Source organism: Rohdeia mirabilis (genome assembly GCA_007750655.1).
GTDB lineage: Bacteria > Planctomycetota > UBA1135 > UBA1135.
Window position 1 is genome coordinate 190900 of the sequence record CP036290.1, and the last position, 21105, is coordinate 212004.

General features: G+C 69.9%; 14 protein-coding genes. 11 read left to right on the forward strand and 3 right to left on the reverse strand.

Annotated features, from left to right (window positions below; genetic code table 11):
• Nucleotides 1–161 precede the first annotated feature (161 nt).
• The 9 genes from Pla163_RS00740 to Pla163_RS00780 all read left to right on the forward strand — a co-directional run bounded on the left by Pla163_RS00740 (nucleotide 162) and on the right by Pla163_RS00780 (nucleotide 14592).
• Nucleotides 162–1445 carry an amidohydrolase family protein gene (locus Pla163_RS00740; protein WP_145182079.1) on the forward strand — a complete coding sequence of 428 codons (1284 nt, stop codon included), beginning with the start codon at nucleotides 162–164 and terminating at the stop codon, nucleotides 1443–1445.
• Entirely contained in the window at nucleotides 1445–2701 is a 1257-nt protein-coding gene (locus Pla163_RS00745) for an amidohydrolase family protein (RefSeq protein WP_145182082.1), read from the forward strand. The genes Pla163_RS00740 and Pla163_RS00745 overlap by 1 nt, the downstream gene beginning before the upstream one ends.
• Before the next feature lie 74 nt (nucleotides 2702–2775).
• A complete protein-coding gene (locus tag Pla163_RS00750) occupies nucleotides 2776–4179 on the forward strand; it encodes an amidohydrolase family protein (RefSeq protein WP_145182085.1) in 1404 nt (467 codons plus the stop codon).
• A gap of 118 nt (nucleotides 4180–4297) precedes the next feature.
• On the forward strand, nucleotides 4298–7324 hold the full coding sequence (locus Pla163_RS00755; protein ID WP_145182088.1) for an amidohydrolase family protein: 3027 nt from the start codon (nucleotides 4298–4300) through the stop codon (nucleotides 7322–7324).
• A 65-nt stretch (nucleotides 7325–7389) separates the two neighbouring features.
• On the forward strand, nucleotides 7390–8760 hold the full coding sequence (locus tag Pla163_RS00760) for an amidohydrolase family protein (protein WP_145182091.1): 1371 nt from the start codon (nucleotides 7390–7392) through the stop codon (nucleotides 8758–8760).
• 123 nt (nucleotides 8761–8883) lie between these two features.
• The gene (locus Pla163_RS00765) at nucleotides 8884–10344 is read left to right on the forward strand and encodes an amidohydrolase family protein (protein WP_145182094.1); all 1461 of its coding nucleotides are present in this window, start codon (nucleotides 8884–8886) and stop codon (nucleotides 10342–10344) included.
• 137 nt (nucleotides 10345–10481) lie between these two features.
• Complete coding sequence (locus tag Pla163_RS00770; RefSeq protein WP_145182097.1) at nucleotides 10482–11714, forward strand: amidohydrolase family protein; 1233 nt, start codon at nucleotides 10482–10484, stop codon at nucleotides 11712–11714.
• A gap of 78 nt (nucleotides 11715–11792) precedes the next feature.
• Nucleotides 11793–13280: an amidohydrolase family protein gene (locus Pla163_RS00775; RefSeq protein ID WP_145182100.1), complete on the forward strand. Its 1488-nt coding sequence runs from the start codon at nucleotides 11793–11795 to the stop codon at nucleotides 13278–13280.
• 247 nt (nucleotides 13281–13527) lie between these two features.
• On the forward strand, nucleotides 13528–14592 hold the full coding sequence (locus Pla163_RS00780; RefSeq protein WP_419186168.1) for an anthranilate phosphoribosyltransferase: 1065 nt from the start codon (nucleotides 13528–13530) through the stop codon (nucleotides 14590–14592).
• A gap of 237 nt (nucleotides 14593–14829) precedes the next feature.
• On the opposite strand, the gene Pla163_RS00785 is transcribed toward Pla163_RS00780, so the two are convergent.
• Complete coding sequence (locus tag Pla163_RS00785) at nucleotides 14830–15378, reverse strand: RNA polymerase sigma factor (protein ID WP_145182106.1); 549 nt, start codon at nucleotides 15376–15378, stop codon at nucleotides 14830–14832.
• Nucleotides 15379–15452: 74 nt separating this feature from the next.
• Here Pla163_RS00785 and Pla163_RS00790 point away from each other — a divergent pair, with 74 nt between their 5' ends.
• The gene (locus Pla163_RS00790) at nucleotides 15453–16721 is read left to right on the forward strand and encodes a threonine/serine exporter family protein (protein ID WP_145182109.1); all 1269 of its coding nucleotides are present in this window, start codon (nucleotides 15453–15455) and stop codon (nucleotides 16719–16721) included.
• 85 nt (nucleotides 16722–16806) lie between these two features.
• On the opposite strand, the gene proS is transcribed toward Pla163_RS00790, so the two are convergent.
• Nucleotides 16807–18279, reverse strand: coding sequence for a proline--tRNA ligase (gene proS, locus Pla163_RS00795; RefSeq protein ID WP_145182112.1), 1473 nt, complete (start codon nucleotides 18277–18279; stop codon nucleotides 16807–16809).
• Nucleotides 18280–18754: 475 nt separating this feature from the next.
• Here proS and Pla163_RS00800 point away from each other — a divergent pair, with 475 nt between their 5' ends.
• Nucleotides 18755–19300 (forward strand): rhodanese-like domain-containing protein, encoded by a 546-nt coding sequence (locus Pla163_RS00800; protein ID WP_145182115.1) that lies wholly within the window; start codon nucleotides 18755–18757, stop codon nucleotides 19298–19300.
• A 1135-nt stretch (nucleotides 19301–20435) separates the two neighbouring features.
• Here the strand turns inward: Pla163_RS00800 and Pla163_RS00805 are convergent.
• Nucleotides 20436–20999, reverse strand: coding sequence for a GspH/FimT family protein (locus Pla163_RS00805; protein ID WP_145182118.1), 564 nt, complete (start codon nucleotides 20997–20999; stop codon nucleotides 20436–20438).
• Between the last annotated feature and the right edge of the window lie 106 nt (nucleotides 21000–21105).

Consider the following 21105-nt stretch of genomic DNA (forward strand, 5'->3'; position numbering starts at 1 on the left):
CGCACGGAACGCCCGGTCCGCCTCGAGCGGGCCGCCTCCCTGCGCGGCCGAGTTCGCGAGCTGCGATCTCCGATCGCCCTCGAAGGACCGTGACCGACCCCGAACATCCCATCCGCACACCGGGCCACGCGGCCCACGCCGACACCGTCCCTCCACGACGCATGCTCTCCACCATCCTCGCCGTCACCCTCGCCACCGCGGCGTGCGCGACGCCGTTCACAGGCGAGTCGTCCATCGACGCTTCGACCGCCCAAGGACCGCTCGCCACGCACGACGCGCGGGTCGCGACCGTTCAGCTCACGACCGGTGACTGCTCCTCCGACTTCGGAGTGTCCACCGACATCGGCGGGTCGTGGACTCCCGATGGGCGGGTCCCCGAGAGCGGTTCGGCTCTCGCGACCGACGGCGTCGAGGCCGCACCGGCGCAGCTCCTGGCGATCGTCGCCGACCAACTGCACCTGCCCGACGGTGCGACCGTGAAGGACGGCGTGCTGGTCGTGCGCGACGGAGTCATCGTCGCCGCCGGTGAGGTGGACGTCCCCGAGGGGGCGCGGGTCGTGCGCCACGACGGACACGTCACCGCGGGTCTGGTCGCGCCCTACTCGGCCGGCTACCTGCCGAGCGACGAGTCCAACGAGAACACGCGCCCGTTCCTGCCCGACGGACGGGTCGTGTACGGCTTCGACCCCGAACTGCCCCGTCTCGCCGACGCGCTCGAACAGGGCGTCACCACGATCGTCCTGCCGCCCGCCGTCAGTCAGGTCGTCGGCGGCCGCACGGGCGTGGTCAAGACCTACGGCGGACACGTCGTGTCGCGCGGCGCGCACCTGGCCCTCTCGATGGGATCGCAGGCGGCGAACGTCACGCGCGCGCCCACCAGCTACGGCGGCATGGTGCGTGCGCTCGACGGGCTCTTCACCGAGCCCCAGGGCGCCTACGCCGAGGTCGCCAGCGGCAACCTCGGGCTCATGACCTACGTCTCCGAGCGCCACGAAGTGGACCGCGCGCTGCGTCTGTTCGCACGCCACGGTCTGAAGGGCGCCCTCGTCGGACCCAGCCTCGCGGGCGAACTCGCCGAACGCATCGCCGAGTCCGGTTGTTCGGTCGTCCTGCCGACGCCCGACCTCGTCCCGAACGAACGCGAGCGCGACGCGATGGTCGCCCTCTTCGAAGCCAAGGTTGCCTTCGGCTTCTGGCTGAACGACCCGTCCCGGTACCGCTCGAGCGCGATCACGGCGCTCCGAGCCGGTGCGACGCGGGACGACGCGCTCAACTCGATCACGTCGACCGCCGCGAAGATCGCGCGCGTCGGCACGTCCGTCGGGCAACTCGCCCGCGGTTTCGACGCCGACTTCGTCCTGTGGTCCGGCGACCCTCTCGAATTCACGACGACCGTCGAAGCGGTCTACGTCCGCGGCGAACTCGCCTTTGGAGGTGACCAGTGATGGCTCTCGGATTCCTCTCCACGTTCGCCGCCACCAGCGCGGCCACGCTCGTTCTCGTCGGGAACGCGCCCACCACCGGCGCGCTCTCCACCCAGCAGGACGACGGCCCGCGCACGTCGTGGACCGTCACCGCCGACGCCATCTACACGGCGACGGGCACGGTGATCGAGAACGGTTTCGTCCGCGTCAGCGACGGCGAGATCACCGCGGTCGGTCGCGGCAAGATCAAGGGCGACTTCCACGTGGCCGCGATCACGCCCGGCTTGGTCGAAGCTTCGTCCGGCGTCACGATCGGTCCGGAGTCGGTCGAACAGGACAGCGAGTCGACCCCGCACATCTCGGTGGAGGAGGGGCTCGACCTCTTCAGCACCCGTTGGGCCCGCGAACTGAGCGGCGGCGTCACGACCACGATGGTCTCGCCGCTCGACCGCAACGTGCTCGGCGGACTGCCGGTGGTCCTCAAGACCGGCGGCGGAGAGCCGACCATGGACGATCGCGTGCTGCGCACCGGCGTCGGCGTCCGTGCCTGCATGGGGTCGGAGCCGTCCTCGGGCAACTCGCCGGTCTTCGGCCGCGCCTTCGGCATCTTCAACCGCCGCCCCACGACCCGCATGGGTGTGGAGTGGGTCTTCCGCCGCACGTTCTACGACGCCCTGCGCGCCCGCAAGGACGCCGACTTCACCTTCGAAGGCGTCGAGACGGTGTACCAGGTGCTCGACGGTGAACTGCCCCTGATCGTCCGCGCCTCGCCGCGCCTCGACATCATCACGGCGCTCGGCCTCAAGCAGGAGTTCTCGATCCCGAACGTCGTCATCGACGGCGCCGCCGAGGTCCTGCCCGAGGAAGAAGCGATCGTCGCGTCCGGCGTGTCGCTGATCCTCGCGCCGCTGACCTTCGACGGCAACACCGGCGCCGACCGCGCCTACATGGCCTGGAACACGCCGGCGCGCATGGCCGAGCGAGGCGTGACCTTCGCGCTCTCCGGCGGCAGCTCGCGCAACGACGACCTGGGTCTCGCGCTCCAGCCGGGCCACGCCATGCGCGGTGGACTGGCCGCCGACGCCGCGCTCGCGGCCGTCACGATCGTTCCCGCCCGCATGCTCGGCGTCGACGACCGCGTCGGTTCGATCGAGCAGGGCAAGCACGCCGACCTCGTCTTCTGGAGCGGCGCGCCCTTCCAATACACCTCGTCCATCACGGGCGTCATGGTCTCCGGCGAACTGGCCGTCGACCCGCGCCACGGCGAAGAGCTCTGATCGCCCTTCGGCCCGCATCGGCCCTTCGCCGGCGCTCCTCACGCACACCCATCACGACCTCGACCGAAACCGCCATGTTCAGCCTCGAGCCCACAGGCCGCCTCAAGGCCGCCTTCCTCGGCACCGCCCTCGCCACGGCCGCCATCGGCCCCTTCACCTCGACCGCGCTCGCCCAGGCGAACGACGCCTTGGTCATCGAGGCCGGTCGCATCGTCATCGACTCCGAGACCGAGATCGAGGACGGCGTCCTGGTCATCGAAGGCGGACGCATCGCCAAGGTCGGCAAGCGTTCGGAGGTCGAAGTTCCCTGGGACGCCCAGGTGCTCGGCGGCCCCGAGTTCACGGCGTTCCCCGGCTTCGTCGAGGCCTACTCCGCGCGCGGCATGGACCGCGCCAACGAGTCGATCGACGTGGCGCCCTTCCTCGACGTGCAGGACTCGATCGACCCGATCAACGTCTACTTCCAGGACTGCTTGCGCTGGGGCATCACCTCGATCAACGTCCAGCAGGGCGCGGACTGCGTGATCGGCGGTCGCGGCCGCCTGGTCAAGCCGGTCGGCATCACGATCGACCAGATGACCGTGCGCCCGCACTTCGGTCTCGTCCTCTCGGCCGACCCGAAGCGCGGCAAGTCGCGCGCGACCCAGGCCCAGGCGCTGCGCGAGTCGTTCTCCGAGCTGCACCGCTACCTCGAGGATCTCGTCGGCTCCGCCCGCGAAGACGCCGATCTGGCGCGCCGCGAAGCCAAGGCCCAAGGGCGTGAGCTCGAGGGTGAGGACGCCGAAGGCCGCGCCTTCAAGAGCGCCGCCACGTGGTCCGTCGACGGTCTCGAGCTCGTGCCCCGCGGCGCGATCGACGAGAAGCAGGCCCCGCTGCTGGACCTGGTCGAAGGTCGCACGCCGGCCTTCATCCACTGCGGTGGACCGCACGACGTGCACATCGCGATCGACGTCGCCCGTGAGAACGGCTTCCTCGAGCGCACGACGCTCGTGCTCCAGCCCGCGTGCTGGAAGGCCGCCGACGTGATCGTGGAAGCCGGCGTCGACGTCGTGCACACCGGTTCGCTGATCCATCGCGAGACCGACCCGGTCACCGGCGACGAGACCGAGACCTTCGTCCTCGACGTCTACCGCGACAAGGGCATCTCGTTCTCGCTGTCGAGCCAGAACTCCTCGACCACCTCGCTGTGGTACCAAGCCGCGCGCGCCATCGGTCACGGACTGACGCGCGCCCAAGCGATCGACTCGGTCACCATCGCGCCCGCGCGCGCACTGGGCCTCGAGGCTCACGTCGGCTCGCTGCAGACCGGCCGCCTCGGCAACGTCGTGCTGTTCTCGGGCGACCCGCTCGCGACCACGACCTGGGTCGAACACGTCATCGTCGAGGGCGAGCACGTCTACGACCGCTCGAAGGACCCGCGCAACCGGATCCTGATCGAGGGCGAGGACCCCTTCGACAACCTGCGCACCGACGGCTGATCCCCAGCGCCGGATCCGCCGCGCCGACGGGCCGGCCGCAGCGAGCCCGAGCTCGCGCGGCCCGGCGCCGACCGGCCCGCCCACGCCCCGCTCACTCACGCGTCACCACACCAAAGCCATGATCAGTTTCGCCCTGGCCCTGCTCGCCGTACCGAGCGCCCCTGCCATCGTCCCCGACGAGGAGTGGGTCGCCGTCCGCGCGGGGACCATCCACGTGGTCGAAGGCGACCGCACGGTGAAGGACGGCACGCTGCTCGTCCGCGACGGCGTCATCGTCGCGGTCGGCACCGACATCGACGTGCCGTCGGCGGCGCGCGTCGTGGACTACGGCCCCAGCGCCGTCATCGTCCCCGGCCTGATCGCGTCCGACTCGGACCTCGCGTCGGGTTCGCTGCCCGAGCGCACCGCGAACCCGGGACTGCTCGGTACCGACGGCTACGACGCCTACGGCAACTACGCCCGCATCCTCTCGGGCGGCGTGACCAGCGCCTACGTGACCCCGTCGCGCGCGCGGCTCATCTCGGGTCAGGCGGCGATCGTGAAACTGGCCGGTGACGACCCGCTCGCGCGCACCGTCGCGGCGCCGGTGGCGATCGACGGTTCGATCGCGGCCCAGGCGCGCGGCGTCGAAGGCTACTGGCGTCTGCCGATCCCCGGCACCGTCGACGTGGGCATCGGCCGTCCGCTCGAGCAACTGCCGCGCACCACGATGGGTGCGATCCTCGCCTTCGAGGAACTGCTCGACGGCGTCGCCGCGGGCGTCGAGCTCGAGCCCTACGGCCCGACCGCGGTCGGTCAACTGGCTCCGCTCGTCGAAGCCAAGCTGCCCTGGCGCATCACGGCCGACGAGACCCACGAGATCCGCGCGCTCATCGCCCTGGCGAAGGAGCGGGGTCTGAAGCTGGTGATCGAAGGCGCGCAGGGTGCGGCGCCCCTCGCCGAAGAGTTGGCCGCCGCCGGGATCGGTGTGGTCTTCCAGGTGCCGTTCACGCCCAACCGCGACGGCATCAACCGCGGCAAGGGTGCGAACGCCAGTTGGCCGGACCTCACCGTCGCCAGCGCGCTCGTCGAGAAGGGCGTTCGCGTCGCGATCGACACCCCGCCCGGCATGGCGCTCAGCGATCTGCGCTTCGCCGCCGTGCTCGCGCGCCGTGGAGGCATGTCGGCCGACGCCGCACTGCGCGCCATCACGCTTACGCCCGCCGAGATGTACGGCGTCGCCGATCGCATCGGCAGCCTCGCTCCCGGCAAGGACGCGGACTTCGCGGTCTTCGTCGGCGAGCCGCTCGAGTTCGGCGCCCTCGCCCTGGCCACCTGGGTCGGCGGCGAACTGGCCTACGAGGCCGGTGCTTCCGGATCGTCGAAGGCCGAGCGTTCCGAGATCGTCGTCGTTCGCGCCCAGGAGATCCACGTCGGTGACGGCACGATCCTCGCCCCCGGCGAAGTGCTCGTCGTCGACGGAACCATCGTCGAGGTCGGCGGACGCGTGGCTCGCCCCGGTGGAGCCGTCGTGGTCGACGTGCCCGTGCTCATGCCCGGGATCATCGACGCGATGGGCCGACTCGGACTCGACGGACGCCGCGGGACGCCCGACCCCGGCTTCGACCTGACCCTGCTCCTCGAGCCGGGTGACGAGACCGACGTGCGCGTGGCCAAGACCGGCATCACCACGGTCGTGCTCGACTCGCCCGGCATGTCCGGCGACGGCGCGCCGCTCATCGCCTACCGCCCGGCGTCCCAGGACCTCGAGAGCATGGTCGTCGATCCGCTCGCGGCCATCCGCCTCTCGTGGCCCGACAACGACCGCCGCCGTTCCGGCCGTCAGGTCCTCTCGATCCTCGAGAAGCTCGGCAAGTACAAGGAGTCCTGGAGCGAGTACCAGGAGAAGCTCGCGAGCTGGACGCCCCCCGAGACGGTCCCGACCTTCACTCTGCCCGCCGACGACGAAGCCGCCGCCGAAGGTGACGAGGACGCCGAGGAGGAAGAGAAGGACGACGACAAGAAGAAGAAGAAGAAGAACAAGGAGGTCGACCCCGACCCGATCACCGGCATCTGGGTCGGCGAGGCCATTCTCGTCGAAGCTCCCGATCAGGCCGGCGAGGACCACGCCGACGACGAGGCCGGTGATGACGAGGCCGGTGATGACGAGGCCGGTGATGACGGCGACGGCGACGACGACGGTGACGAAGCCGACGCGGATCCTACCGATCACGCCGTCGACCAGGACCACGCCGAGGAAGTGACCGAGCGGATGCGCCTCCAGGTCCGTCTCGACGAGGACGGGCCGAACGCCGAGGGCTGGCTGCGTTTCGCACCGCTCTCCGACCAGTTGATCCAGGTCAGCGGGACCTACGGCACCGAGAAGGGTGAGTTCGCCCTCTCCGGGCTCAGCTCCCAGGGTCGCTTCACGATCACCGGAACGCTCAGCGACAACACGCTCGAGCCCGAGGAGGCCATCACCTTCGAAGGCCGACTGGTCGGCGGTTCGCTCGACGTGCGCGTGCGCGCCGAGCGCACTTCGCGCGACTACCCGATGGCGAAGCGTCCCGTCCCGACCGACACCGAAGAGGTCGAGGACGAGGACGACGGCAAGCCCCGCGAGCCCCGCCGCGACCCGTCGATGGACCAGTACCTGCGCGCCCTCGAGGGCGAGGTCGCGGTCATCTGCCAGGTCGAACGCGCCGACGAGATCCTCGCCTGCGTCGCCGCCTTCGAGTCGGCCGGCATCAAGCCGGTGCTGCTCGGAGCGTCCGAGGCCCACACCGTGGCCGATCGCATCGAGGGCCGTGTCAGCGGCGTGCTGCTCAGCCACCAGATCGAAGCGACCGGCGCGACCGTCGACGTCTCGATCAACCGCTACGCGCGGCTGCAGGCCGCCGGGATCCCGGTCGCGTTCTACAGCGACGCGGAAGAAGGCGCGGTCGACCTCCCGCTCATGGCGACCTTCGCCGTCGAGACCGGGATGAGCCCGACCAACGCCCTGCGCGCGCTGACGTTCGACAGCGCTCGGATGCTCGCCATCGACAACCGCGTCGGCCGCATCGCGCGCGGCCTCAGCGCCGACCTCGTGGCTCTCTCCGCCGCTCCGTTCGATCCCACCACGAAAGTGCTGCGCGTCTGGCTCGCCGGACGCGAGGTCCGTTGATCGGCCACCGCCACGACGACGACCCGCACCGCCCGACCCGCACCACCTTCGACGAACCGCCCATCATGAAGCGCTTCACCTTCGCTGCCGCCACCGTCAGCACCCTCTTCGCCGCCTCCGCACTCGCCGGGACCAACCGTCCTGGCGACGCGATGCGCGCCCTGCAGCCCACGCTGTCCTCGGAGCCGCTCCCGATCCAGCGGGCCGCGAACGAGGCCGTCGCGCCCGCTGGCATGGTCGGCGGTCCGGGTCTGGCTCTGATGTCGGCCAAGATCCTGACCTGTGAGCTGGACGGTCCGGGCTACGTCAACAACGGCGTGCTCCTGGTCAAGGACGGCCTGGTCGAGGCCGTGGGTCGCCGCTCGGAGATCGAGATCCCCGGTGACTACGAGATCGTCGACGTCGGCGACCGCTGGCTGATGCCCGGGATGATCGACCTGCACGCCCACGTCGGCGGCACGTTCGACATCAACGACATGGTCTACCAGGCCAACCCGGGCGTGCGCGCGTCGACCGCGGTCATCCCCGCCAACCCCCAGCTGCGCCGTTCGATCGCGGCGGGTGTGACGACGGTGCTCTTCATCCCCGGCTCCGGCACCAACGTCGGCGGCCAGGGCGTGTTGATGAAGACCGGTCCGAAGACCTACGAGGAGGCGGTCGTTCGCAACCCCGGTTCGCTCAAGATCGCTCAGTGGGGCAACCCGGAGCGTTGGGCCATCGGCGTCGGCAAGAGCCACCACGGCTACATCATCCGTGGCACCCTCGCGCGCGGCCGTTCGTACTGGCGCTCGTGGAAGAACTTCGAGTCCAGCGGCGGCCCCGAGCCGTACGTGGATCCGCAGTGGGAAGTCTTCCGCTACCTCTTCGACGGTGACGCGCAGGTCTCGGTCCACACGCAGGTCCACCAGGTCGTGATGAGCACGATCGACATCATCAAGCGCGAGATGGGCCTCGACGTCTTCATCGACCACGGCACGTTCGACGGCTGGAAGGCCGGCGGCGAGGCCTACGCGAACGGCGTCAATGCGATCGTCGGCCCGCGCAACGTGTCGATGCCCGAGCGCGGTCTGATCGGCTGGACGGGCGACAACCCGGAGCGCGTGCAGGGGTGCGCGGCCGGCTACTGGGAGATGGGGCACCGCATGGTCGGCTTCAACACCGACTCGCCCGTCATTCCCCAGGAAGAGCTGCCGCTGCAAGCCGCCATCGCGGTTCGCCACGGCTTCCCCGACGACGGGCTCCAGACCGTGCGCGGCCTGACGATCGTGCCGGCGACGACCATCGGCATGGGCGATCGACTCGGCAGCCTCGAAGTCGGCAAGGACGCCGACGTGGTCGTGATCACCGGTCACCCCGCCGACCCCCGCAGTGCGGTCGATGCGGTGTACGTGAACGGCGAACGGATGTACGACGCTTCCGAAAGGCGCCTCTGGTAACGGCGGGCCGAGACGGCGCGTCGTGGGACCGCTTCGTCGAACAGGCCAACTGGAGCCATCCGATCGGATCCGCGCCGACGAGTCCCTTCCTCCGTCCACACCGACCCTGAACCCGCCACGAACATGTCGCTGCTCACTTCGTTGACACTCGCTGTAGCCACCGTCGTTCCGCTCGACGGTGGGCACGTCGACCGTTCGTCCGGTCTGATGCCGCCCGGTGCGAGCACGACCGCGAACACGGCCGCCAACGCGTTCGAACTCGAGAGCGCCAGCTACGAGGCGGCGCTCTTCGCGTGGCAGCAGGGTCTCGACGCCCTCGACGAAGCGGCGAAGCGCGCGCCCGAAGCTGGGGCGGTCGACGGTCCGGGCCTGGCTCTGCTCGCGTCCAAGGTCCTGACCTGCGAGCTCGAAGGCCCCGGCTACGTGAATCGCGGCGTCGTTCTGATCCGCGACGGCTTGATCGAAGAGGTGGGGCGTCAGGGCGAGGTCGAGATCCCCGAGGACTACGAGGTCGTCGACTGCGGTCAGAACTGGCTCATGCCGGGGATGGTCGATCTGCACGCGCACATCGCCGACGAGGACCAGTTCTCGGCCGTCAACGACGCGGTCCTCCTGTCGAACCCCGGCCTGCGGGTCTCCGCCGCGATCATCCCGGGCAACCGGCGCATGCGCGCCGCGCTGGCTTCGGGCATCACGACGCTGCTCTTCATCCCCGGGTCGGCGACGACGATCGGTGGGCAGGGCGCGCTCGTGAAGACGGCGCCGGGCACCATGTCGAAGCGCATGGTCAAGGACTCGGCCGCGCTCAAGGTCGCGCAGTACGGCAACCCGGATCGCTGGGGCCCGCGCGTCGGCAAGTCGTACCTCTACCAAGGGCTGCGCCGCTCGCTCGCCGTGGGTCAGGCCTATGCCGACGCATGGCGCGAGTTCGAGGAGGGCACCGGTCCCGAGCCCGCCGTCGACCCCGACCTCGAGATCTACCGCGGGATGTTCGAGGGCACCGTTCCGGTCGCCATCCACACCCAGTGGGTGCAGGTCGTGACGGCGTCGATCGACATCATGCGCCGGCAGTTCCAACTGAACATCTTCATCGACCACGGCACCTTCGACTCCTGGCGTGTCGCCGCCTACGCCTGGGAGCACGGTGTCAACGCGATCATCGGCCCGCGCGTCGTCTCGATGCCCGTCCGCCACATGATCGACTGGTCGGGTGACAACCCCGAGCGGGTCCAAGGCTCCGCCGCTGGCTTCTGGGAGGAGGGACACCGCATGATCGGCTTCAACACCGACTCGCCGAACGTGCCCCAGGACGAGTTCCCGCTGCAGGCCGCCCTCGCGGTCCGTCACGGGTTCCCGGACGACAAGCTCCAGACCGTGCGCGGCCTCACGATCATCCCCGCCATCACCATCGGCCTCGGCGACCGACTCGGCAGCCTCGAAGCTGGCAAGGACGCCGACGTGGTGGTCCTCTCCGGCCACCCGGCCGATCCCCGCACGAAGGTGCGCGAAGTCTGGGTCGACGGCGTGAAGTCGTTCGACGAGGACGTGAAGAAGCGCGCTCCCGAGTCCCGCTCGCCCAAGTAGCACACCCCATCACGCGCTCCGTCCAGGCGGAGCGCGCCACCGACGATCAACTCCGACGATCACACCTGATCACGGCCCGTGCGCACACGCGTCACGGGCCCCGTCGGACCACGACCCTTCCGTCCGCGCAAAGCCCCATGCTGTTCCCCTCCATCGTCCTCGGCGCGACCGTCGCCCTCGCAGGATCGATCGACGCTTCCACCACCGAAGCCGTGGCGACTCCGAACCTGTTCGCCCTGCGGGTCGGGACGGCCGAGACCATCAGCCACGGCACGATCCCGAACGCCGTGATCCTGATCGAGAACGGCCGCATCGTGATGGTCGGCGAGGACCTCCCGATCGAGCGCGGCATCCCGACCTTCGACTTCCCCGACGCGGTGGTGATGCCCGGCATGGTCGGCTCCCGCAGCCGCCTCGGCCTCGACGGTCGGGCCGGTACCGACATCACTCCGGAACTGAGCGCGGCCTTCGAGCTCGAACCCGGCGCCAAGGTCTTCGGTGACGTGCTCGAACTGGGTGTCACCACGCTCGGCCTCTACCCGGCCGGCGGCGGCATCCCCGGCGTCGGCATCGCGGTGCGCACGAAGGGCTCGACGTTCGAGGAGATGCTCCTCGCCGAGCCCACCAACCTGTCCATGTACATCTCGTCGAACGAGAGCGCCAAGAAGCTCATCGAGAAGGGCTTCGAGCTCGTCGACAAGTACATGGAGGACGTGGCGAAGGAGCGCGAGAAGTTCGACAAGGCCGTCGAGAAGGAGAAGGACAAGAAGAAGAAGGAGGAGATGGTCTTCACGCCTCCGGTCCCCGACGAGAAGGCGCTCCCCATGCTGCGCCTCGTCACCGGCGAGCTGCGCGCGGTCATCGGCATGCGCAAGGCCGCCGACTACCTGCACCTGATGGACGTCATCGGCGAGCGCGAGTTCGACTGGGACGTCCAGGCCAACCTCACGGACGACGGCGACTTCTTCTACATCGCCGATCGCCTCGGCGCCGCCGGTCGCCGGATGATCGTCAACCCGTCGATCACGCTGCACCCGGGCACCCGCCGCGAGCGCAACCTGCCGAAGGAGCTCCACGAAGCCGGTTGCAAGCTGGCCTTCGTGCCGGAGTCGGACTCGGTCGGTGGGTTCCGCGATCTGCGCGCGGACGTGGCCACGCTCGTGCGCTACGGCCTCGACCGTCAGGTCGGTCTGCGCGCGCTGACGCTGGAAGGTGCCGAGGTCATCGGCATGGCCGATCAGCTCGGCAGCATCGACGCCGGCAAGTTCGCGAACCTGCTCCTGTTCGACGGTGATCCGCTCGAAGCGGGAACCGAGCTGTTGGGCGTCATGCTCGACGGTGACTTCGTCGCCGGAGACCTGGCCGACTGAGCACGCCCCGCGCGCTCCGCCACCCTCCACGACCGCCAGACGACGACCGAACGACTCAGCACACCGACGACGAACGCGATGAAGCACCTCAACTCACTCAACGCCGCGGCCTTCGCAGCCGCACTCCTGGCCGCTCCCACCCTGTGGGCCGCGACCGCTCCGACCGCGCTCGGCCTCGCGCCGACGACGAGTGTCGCGGCCGACGACGACGAGGACGAGAAGGAGGACGAGTGGCACCTGGTTGCCGGCGGTGACGTGTACACCGGCACGGGCGCCGTCCTGCGCGGCGCCTCGATCCTGATCAAGAACGGCCTGATCCACGAGATCGGCTACGACCTGTTCGTCCCCGAGGGGGCCGGCGAGACCGACGTCAGCGGCTACCGCGTCTACCCGGGACTGATCGCGCTGGGCGCTACGAGCCGGGTCACGACCGGTCGCTTCGCCGCCGAGGATCCGACCTGGGCGATCGATCCGCTCAGTGATCCCGACGAGTGGATGACGTCCTTCGAGGACGAGGACCTCGACCTGCCGACCGTGGACCAGGACGGGTTCAAGTCGCGCTACATCGACAGCTACGACCCGTTCAGTCCCTACATGACCCTCGCGCTGGCCAACGGCATCACGGCCTGCGAGCAGAGCGGCGCCGCGTTCAAGCTGCGTCGCGACGGCATCGAAGGCGTGGTGATGAACGAGGACACCTCGACGAACTTCAACATGCGCGGCGGGTCCGCGCGCCAGCGCACCCGCGACGGGTTCGCCGGCGCCGCGAAGTACCTGCGCGACATGGCCACCTGGGAACGCCGCGGCAAGCCCAAGGACGACGAGCCCTCCACGCGCGGCGTCGACACGAACTCCCTGCGCGTGCTGCGCAACGAGCTCGACGCGACCTTCTTCGCCGACGACCGCCTGACGCTGCTCGCCATCGCGCGCCTCGCCCAGGACTACGGTTTCCGGCCCATCGTCCAGGGCTGTCGCGAGGGTTGGATCGTGGCCGACGAGCTGGGCCGCGCCGGCGCGCTCGTCGTGTTGGATCCGCGCGAGCGCTCCTGGAACGATCCCGAGTCCCTGTACGAGTCCGGCTCGAGCATCGAGAACGCGGCGATCCTGCACCGCTCCGGTTGCCAGATCGCGGTGCGCACGCCGTCGGCTTCGATCGACACGAGCGGTATCGCCGGTCGCGACCTTCTGTCGCTCAGCCTGCAGGCCGGCTACGCCATCCGCGGCGGCCTGGACGAGGAGGTCGCGCTGGCCGCGATCACGCTCGTTCCGGCGCGCGTCCTGGGCATCGACCACCGCGTGGGTTCGATCGAAGTCGGCAAGGACGCCGACCTCCTGGTGACGCGCGGTGACATCCTCCACTACGAGACGCTGGTGGACCTGGCCTTCGTCATGGGCAAGATCGCCTACGACAAGAACAAGGAGCTCTACTACGCCCACCTCCAGCCGCACCAGATCGCGGCCGATCTCGAGGCCGACGCCGCCGCCGAGAGCGAGGACGGGTCCGAAGCCGATGACGCGGACGGTGACACCGACGGTGACGCGGACGAGTCGGGCGACGACGACTGATCCCGCCGGGCGACCGGGGCGCGACCCGCTCCGATCGGAACCCCCACGACGCGGCGCGTCGGCCTCGGGCCGGCGCGCCGCGTCTCGTTCCCGGACGCCGCGCCCGCAGCTTCCAGCCCTCGTGGAGCAGGCATTCGACGGACGGGATAGGCTTGGGGCCGTCCCCGTGCGGCGTTCGAAGCGCGTCGCGACGAAGACACTCGAGGGGCCCGAACCCAGCCCCCGGACCGTCCTTCCCCGCCCTCCCATGATCCTCTCGCATCTCTTGCGCGCGCTCGGCTATGGAGCACGAGGCGGAAGGAACCTCACCTGCGAAGAGGCCTACGACGCGTTCGCCGCGATCCTCGACGGCCGCGAGAGTGAGATCCAGGTCGGCGCGTTCCTGGTGGCCATGCGCTGCAAGGGCGTCACCTGCGAAGAGTTGGTCGGCTTCGCCAAGGCAGCACGCGAGCGCGCGACGCTGCCCTGCGCCGGACTCGAAGGCCTCGTCGCCGTGTCTGGCCCGATGGAGGGTTTCCAGACCGCGTCGCCGCTCGAGGTGGCCGCCGGGTTGATCGCAACCGCCGCTGGCGCGAAGGTCCTGCTCATCACCGATCGCGCCGTCCCGCCTCGTCGCGGTCTGACGGCGGCGAGCGTGCTGCACCAACTGGGCGCCGGACTCGCCTGGACCGCGCGCGAGGCGGAGGACTCGGTCGAGCGTTTCGGCTTCGCCGCGGTGACGACCACGGGCCTCCTGCCGCCGCTGCTCGGACTGCGTCGCGTGCGCCGTGACGTCGCCGTCCGCACGCCGCTCGCCACGGTCGAGAAGCTGCTCGCTCCGCCCGGTGCCAGCGTCGTGCTCGGCGCGCAACCGGGTCCGGTGCTCGGCACCGCGGTCGAGGTGACCCAGGCGCTCGGACACAGTTCGGCGCTCACGATCCAAGGCGTCGAGGGCGGCATCGTCCCGGCGCTCACCCGGCGCACGCGCGGCATCCACCTCGACGGCAACCACCAGGTGCCGATGACGGTCGACCCCGGCGACTTCGGCTTCCGCGCCGACCACGAGCCCGAACTGCCGATGTTCGGCCCTCCCGACGAGGGTCAGGGTTCCGGCGACAATCCGATGCTCGTGCGCGCTGCCTGCGACCAGGCCTTGGCGGTGCTTTCGGGCGAGACCGGCCCCGCGCGCAGTGCCGCCCTGCTCGGCGCCGCCGTGATCCTGCGCGCCGGCCGCATCGCACAGACGTTCGCCGAGGGCGTCGATCAGGCCGCGGCCACGCTCGAGTCCGGCGCGGCGCACGATCTGCTGCGGCGGATGCGCGAGCCGCGCTGAGCCCCGCGGTGCGAGCGTGCGGTCGCGTCCGTCCGAGCGCGCTCGCTTCGAAGCGACCGCCGACGGGCCTCGGCCATGAGCGGCCCGTCCCCTGCGACCGGTCACCGGAGCGAGGGTCGTCCGACCCGCCGTCGTGCCGAACGGGTCGCTCTTCGCCAGCAGGTCGGCGCGCAACCGATCCCAACACGCGCGCGATCGGAAGACGGACGTGATCGGTCCTTCCCTCGCCGCTCGACCTCAGCCGTTCGACGCGCCGCGACCCTCGTCACCGACGTCGGCGAACGAGTCTCCGATCCGTCCGCGCAGGCGTTCGACCGCGTTCGCCATGCGCTGGCGCACGGTGCGGTCGGCGATGCGCAGACGCCGCGCGGTCTCCTCGGCGCCGAGCCCGCGGTAGAAGCGCAGGATCACCACGTCGCGCTCGGCCGGCGGGAGCGAGAGCACGGCTTCGGCGAGGAAGCGGCGCAGGTCCGCGTGGCTGGCGGCGGCGTCGGTGGCGTCGCCGACGTCTTCGTGGCGGGCGGTTGCGCTCTCGCGCCGTTCGCGACTGCTGCGCGAGCGGAAGTCCGAGTGGGCTTGGTTCTCGAGGACCCGCGCCAGCCAACGCCGCAGGTTCTCGGCCGTGGCGGGGGGCGAACTGAGCGCCTTGACCCACACGTCCTGGACCAGGTCCTCAGCCGTCGCTGCATCGCGGGCCATGCGCGCGGCGAGCGCCCCGAGGAACTCGGTGTGGCGCAGCATCTCCTCGATCGAGATCGGGGTCTGGTCGGAGGGCTGGCCGGACATGGACGCGTGAGTGTACCCCGCGTCCGCGGTCGACTACCGTGCGCGCCGCAGCACTCTTTCGCCGCTTCGAGCCCATGAACGCCCTTTCCGAGATCCCCCCGCTCGCGCCCGAGATCGAGCCCGATCGGATGACCGACCGGGAGCGCGAGGCGGTCGAGTTCGTCCAGACGCTCGGCAACGCGTTGCACCGTTTCGGCGCGCCGGCGAACAGGCTCGAGGACGTGCTCCAGGTGCTGTCGTCGGAGCTCGGCCTACGCGGCAGTTTCTTCAGCACGCCGACCGCGATCTTCTACGCCTTCGACCTGCCCGAGCATCGGCAGTTCGCGCGCCTGCACCGCGTCCATGCGAACGAGCTCGACCTGTCGAAACTCGCCGAGATGGACGCCCTGTTCAATCGAGCCCTCGAGGGCGGCATTGCGCTGAAGGAGGCGACGAGGGAGGTCGAACGGATCGTCGAACGCCGCCCGATCTACGGCGCGCCGTTGGCCGTGCTGGCGTTCGTGGCGGTGTCCGCGTCCGCTTCGACCTTCTTCGACGGGGGCCTGCGCGAAGCGGGGTTGGGCGCCATCTGTGGCCTGGTCCTCGCCTCCACGTTCTTCCTCACGCGGCGCCTCACGAATCTCGGTCGCCTGTTCGAGCCGTTGGGCGCTCTGCTGGTCAGCTTGACCGCGATCCTGCTCGCCGGCGCGTTCGAGGCCAACTGGTGGACGGCGACGCTCGCGGGGCTGATCGTGCTCGTCCCCGGCTTCAGCCTGACGATCGGCGCGACCGAGCTGGCGCTCAACCACCCCGCGTCCGGCGTCGCGCGTCTGGCCGTCGCGTTCACCACGCTGTTGATGCTGACGATGGGAGTGTTGCTCGGTCGTCAGTTGGGGACGGAAGTCCTGGGGTTCGAGCTGTTCGACGGACTCGGGCTGGCCGCGCCCGTGTGGCAGGAGCCGCTCTCGCTGCTCGTCGCGGGATTGAGCTTCGGCGTGCTGTTCCGCATCGCGCCGCGCGACCTGCCGTGGTCGGTGGTCGCGGTCGCGCTGCCGTACGTGGCGTTCGAGGCCGGCATCTCCGAGCTCGGCCGCGAAGCGAGCATCTTCGTCGGCGGCCTGATCGCGGGCTGTTTCGCCAACCTGTTCGCGCGCGCGTTCTCGCGGCCCTCGATGATCGTACGCCTGCCCGGCATCCTGATCCTCGTGCCCGGCGCGACGGGGCTCCTGTCGCTCGAACGCATCGCCGACGGGGACGCCGCGCTCGGTGTCGAGAACCTGTTCCGAGTCGCGATGACCGCCACGTCGCTCGTCGCCGGCTTCTTCGTCTCGAACGTCGTGCTGCCGCCTCGCAAGGCGCTCTGACCCGGACGCGAAACGGCGAGCGCGCGGCGCCGGACTCGTTCGAGGTCCGGCGCCGCGCGCTCTCCATGCCAAAGTCGTTCGCGGCTCAGTAGTTCTTGGCGAACAACACGCGTTGAGCGGAGGGCTTGCCGGTCTTGATGCACGTCCCGGCTTCCGCGGCGGGACCGTCCTCGGCGTAGGGCAGGCAGCGAATCGTGGCTTTCGTCTCGTTCTTGATGGCGAGCTCGGTCTCCTGCGTGCCGTCCCAGTGTGCGTACACGAACTTGCTGCCGCCGTCCTTGAACACGTCGACGAAGTCGTCCCAGCTGTCCACGTGGACGGTGTTGTCGGCGAGGCGCTGCTGGGCCGCGGTGAACAGACCCGACTGCAGTTCGTCGAGGACCTTGCCGAGCGCGACGCCCAGTCCGTCCATCGACAGCTTCTCCTTGATCGGCTTGCCGCGTTCGTCGATCTCGGCCAGACGTCGTTTGATCATCACCGCGTTGTCGGCGATGTCGCGCGGGCCGAGCTCGATGCGAACGGGGACGCCCTTGCGCTCCCACTCGTAGTACTTGGCGCCCGGTTTGACGGCGTCGCGGTCGTCGACCTTCACCGCCAGTCCGTCGTCGCGCAGTTCGCTCGCGATGCGGTGCGCGGCTTCGAGGACCTCGGCCTTCTCCTCGTCCTTGCGGTAGATCGGGACGATCACCACGTGGATGGGCGCGAGCTTGGGCGGCAGCACCAGGCCCTCGTCGTCGGAGTGCGTCATGATCAGCGCGCCGACGAGTCGCGTGGACACGCCCCACGAGGTCTGCCACACGTGTTCGCGTTGGCCTTCGGCGTTCTGGAACGTCACGTCGAACGCCTTGCCGAAGTTCTGGCCCAGATCGTGACTCGTGCCCGCCTGCAGCGCTTTGCCGTCCTGCATGTAGGCCTCGATACAGCGCGTCTCGACGGCGCCGGCGAAGCGCTCGTTCGCGGTCTTGACGCCGCGGATGACCGGCATAGCCATGACTTCGTGCGCGAAGTCGCGATAGACGTCGAGCATGCGCGCGACCTCTTCCTGCGCCTCGGCGTGCGACGCGTGCGCGGTGTGGCCTTCCTGCCACAGGAACTCGCTCGTGCGCAGGAACAGGCGCGTACGCAGCTCCCAACGCATGACGTTCGCCCACTGGTTGATCAACAGGGGAAGGTCGCGGTGGCTGTCGATCCACTTCGAGAAGAAGTGTCCGATGATCGTTTCCGACGTGGGGCGGATGGCGTACGGCTCTTCGAGCTCCTTGCCTCCGGCCTGGGTGACCACGGCCAACTCCGGCGCGAAACCCTCCACGTGCTCGGCTTCCTTCGTGATGAAGGACATCGGGATGAGCAGCGGGAACGCGGCGTTCTCGTGTCCGGTCTCCTTGAAGCGCCGGTCGAGATCGGCCTGCATCTTCTCCCAGATCGCGTAGCCGTGCGGGCGGATCACCATGCAGCCCTTGACCACGCCCGCCGCTTCGGCGAGTTGGCCGCCGGCGATGACGTCCTGGTACCACTGGGCGTAGTCGTCGGCGCGACTCGTGATGTGTTGCTGTGCCATGGTCGGTCGTCCGCGGCCCCGGGGATCGAACGCAAGAGCGGCCTCGCAAGAGTGCGAGAAGGGGTCGCAGGCCGAGCAAGGTAGCCGGTCGCTGTGCCCGGGCGGCCGCGCGCCGGTTCGAAATCACCCCCGGTGAGGCCACGGCGCGGTGCCGTCGCTCCGAGCTCGACAGGTCCGCGACCTCAGGAGTCCGCGACAGGACGGCCCAAGAATGGACGGCGTCCTCGAGTTGGGCAGGACGGGATCCTGTGCGGTGGGGGCGACGGTCGAGGAAGGGTCGAATCCACGATCCTGGCGGCCCATGGGTTCGGCTGCGCTCGGGCCTCTCCCGACGCGGCTCCACTTCAGAACCTTGGCCGGCGGACGTTCCCGCTCGCCGGCGCTCTAGACTGGATCCGGCGGCGCACCGCGTGCCAGCCACGCACCGGACCCGCACCGCCCGACCCTCCGCCTCACGACGCACCTCTTCAGGACCATGACCACCACCACGATCGAACCGGCCATGACGATGGCCGAGATCCTCGAGCGGATCCCGTCGGCCCAGCGCGCCCTGTTCCAGCGCTACCACGTGGGCGGCTGCTCGTCCTGCGCCTTCCAGCCCACCGACACCCTCGAGCAGGTCTGCAAGGAGCACAACATCCTCGACGTCAACGAGGTGGTCCAGTACCTCGAGCGCGCCGGCGAGGTGGACGCGAAGATGACCGTCGAGCCGACGGTCGTGAAGGGCTGGCTCGACGCTGGTGAGACGCTGCGTTTCATCGATGTGCGCGAGCCCCACGAGATCCAGCTCGGCCGCGTGCCCGAGGCCGAGCCGATGGACTACACGAACAGCCAGAGCTACATGGAGCTGCCGAAGGACACGAAGCTCGTGTTCCTGTGCAAGGACGGCGCCCGCAGCCTGGACGTCGGCGCCTACTTCGTCGGCCACAAGTTCACGAACGTGTCGTCGGTGAAGGGCGGCGTGGACGCCTGGCGGGCCCAGGTGGATCCCACGGTTCCGGCCTACGACATCGAGGACTGAGGCCAGCGCGTCACGTGCTCGGGACGCGCGAACGGCGTCGCTCGATCTGCATCGAGCGACGCCGTTCGCGCAGCGATCCCGCCGGACCGCGGCCGCGCCTGGTGTCTCCGCCGCGCACCGAGCCGACGCGGGCGCGGGACGAGCCCCTTTTTTCGCATCGCGCTCCCGCGAGACCTTGCACCCCCTCGGTCGGGTGGTAGCATTCCATCAGCCTCGCGAGACCCCCTCTCGCAGGCGCTTCGGACCAGCCACCCCAAAGAGACCCCCCTCTTCGGCTGGTTCTGCCTCGGATCGATCGAACCCCCTTCGATCTCCGTGGCGCCCGGAAGCACCCCCTGCCTCGAGACTTCTGGGCCGCTGGCCTGGTACCCCAACTGGAGTCCCCCTCCAGATCCAAGCTGGCCCGACAGCCTTCCCCAAGGCTGCCGACCGCGCGGAGTCGTCCCTGCGACCCTAGGGACGACTCCCTTTTTTTGTCTCGACGTTCGTTCGACGCCAGCGCAGCGCGAGCGTGCCACGACGCTTCGGATGGCCTGGGTGCGATGGCACTGCTGCTTCGCGTCGGTGGTCTCCGCCCAGAGTGGGACCCGTCCAGACTGGGACGACCGTTCCGCGTCTCCACGCACGATCGCGAGCGTGGAACGTTCGGCCGCGGGAGGGCCGCGCCACATCGCCACGAGCGGTGAACCGATCGTCCGCCGGCCCCCCGTTCGATCCGTCCGCCGCGCGCACTGGGTGGGCAGAGAAGAGGGCGGAGCCCGACCGAGGTCGAACTCCGCCCGGTGATCCACCCGTGGCGCGGGGAGATAGATGACTTCGCGGCGGGGCCCCTAGAGGCCCCCTCGTTCCTTGTCCTTTACCCCGAAGCACGCCTGGCCCCTGCGCCGGCGGATCACGCTCAGCAACCGTGGGGTCCCCGGCCTCTCAGGGACGCCCGCGGCGCATTCCATCCATCGTTCGGGTCGCGCCCCTTCTGAACCGCGACTCCTGAACAATGAGAGTCGGACCCCGCGGTTGCGCTCCTGGTTCCACTTCCGTGGGGTTCGATCACTTGTGGGAACAGGTAGTGCCCAGGTGTGGGACGCGCGAGCTGGGGGTCGCCCTAGGGCCCGGCGGCCGGGGACGACGACGGGGCTCAGCGCGGCAGCACGTGGTCGTCCGGATCGCCGGGCGTGGACTCGCGGTCGGCCGCGGCCTGCACCACCGCGGCACCGGGACCCAGGCCGAGGCCCAGGGGGCGGCTCGAGATCAGGCCGCTCGCGCTGTCGACCACCACCTCGCGCCGGTCGTCGCCGAAGCGCAGCACGATGCGGCCACCGCTGGCCACCTCGCCCCGGGCGTCGAACAGGACCCCCTGGATCGCCTCGAAGTCCGCCAGCTCGACCTCGACCCCCTCGAAGACCGCGTCGCGGGCGTAGTCGCGCACGAAGTCGAGGCCCGTCCGGGGATGCAGCAGCGGGATCCGCAGCGAGTCCACGGCCGTGTAGCCGTTGCCCTCGAACAGCACGTAGGTGGCGTCCGCGTGGACCAGCGCCCGGCTCTGGGCGGCCCGCAGGTCCTCCACGAGCAGCTGACCCGCGCTGTCCAGCGTGATCTCCGAGCGCCCGAAGTGCCCCAGGACCCAAACGCCGAAGACCACCCCCAGCAGCAGCAGGGAGAGGAACACCTCGAGCAGTGAGATTCCGCGACGTCGGGCCATGTTCGGTCGACAGGAGCGGCCGAAGCGGCACCCGTCGTGTCGGATCGACCTGGTGGGGGCCTCGACTTGACCCGGACGGCCCCGACCGTGATCCCGGGAGGATCCA

Bases quoted from the DNA above. Each gene is read 5' to 3' on its own strand.
- Pla163_RS00740 (WP_145182079.1), top strand. From the start codon at position 162: ATGCTCTCCACCATCCTCGCCGTCACCCTCGCCACCGCGGCGTGCGCG.
- Pla163_RS00745 (WP_145182082.1), top strand. From the start codon at position 1,445: ATGGCTCTCGGATTCCTCTCCACGTTCGCCGCCACCAGCGCGGCCACG.
- Pla163_RS00750 (WP_145182085.1), top strand. From the start codon at position 2,776: ATGTTCAGCCTCGAGCCCACAGGCCGCCTCAAGGCCGCCTTCCTCGGC.
- Pla163_RS00755 (WP_145182088.1), top strand. From the start codon at position 4,298: ATGATCAGTTTCGCCCTGGCCCTGCTCGCCGTACCGAGCGCCCCTGCC.
- Pla163_RS00760 (WP_145182091.1), top strand. From the start codon at position 7,390: ATGAAGCGCTTCACCTTCGCTGCCGCCACCGTCAGCACCCTCTTCGCC.
- Pla163_RS00765 (WP_145182094.1), top strand. From the start codon at position 8,884: ATGTCGCTGCTCACTTCGTTGACACTCGCTGTAGCCACCGTCGTTCCG.
- Pla163_RS00770 (WP_145182097.1), top strand. From the start codon at position 10,482: ATGCTGTTCCCCTCCATCGTCCTCGGCGCGACCGTCGCCCTCGCAGGA.
- Pla163_RS00775 (WP_145182100.1), top strand. From the start codon at position 11,793: ATGAAGCACCTCAACTCACTCAACGCCGCGGCCTTCGCAGCCGCACTC.
- Pla163_RS00780 (WP_419186168.1), top strand. From the start codon at position 13,528: ATGATCCTCTCGCATCTCTTGCGCGCGCTCGGCTATGGAGCACGAGGC.
- Pla163_RS00785 (WP_145182106.1), bottom strand. From the start codon at position 15,378: ATGTCCGGCCAGCCCTCCGACCAGACCCCGATCTCGATCGAGGAGATG.
- Pla163_RS00790 (WP_145182109.1), top strand. From the start codon at position 15,453: ATGAACGCCCTTTCCGAGATCCCCCCGCTCGCGCCCGAGATCGAGCCC.
- proS (WP_145182112.1), bottom strand. From the start codon at position 18,279: ATGGCACAGCAACACATCACGAGTCGCGCCGACGACTACGCCCAGTGG.
- Pla163_RS00800 (WP_145182115.1), top strand. From the start codon at position 18,755: ATGACCACCACCACGATCGAACCGGCCATGACGATGGCCGAGATCCTC.
- Pla163_RS00805 (WP_145182118.1), bottom strand. From the start codon at position 20,999: ATGGCCCGACGTCGCGGAATCTCACTGCTCGAGGTGTTCCTCTCCCTG.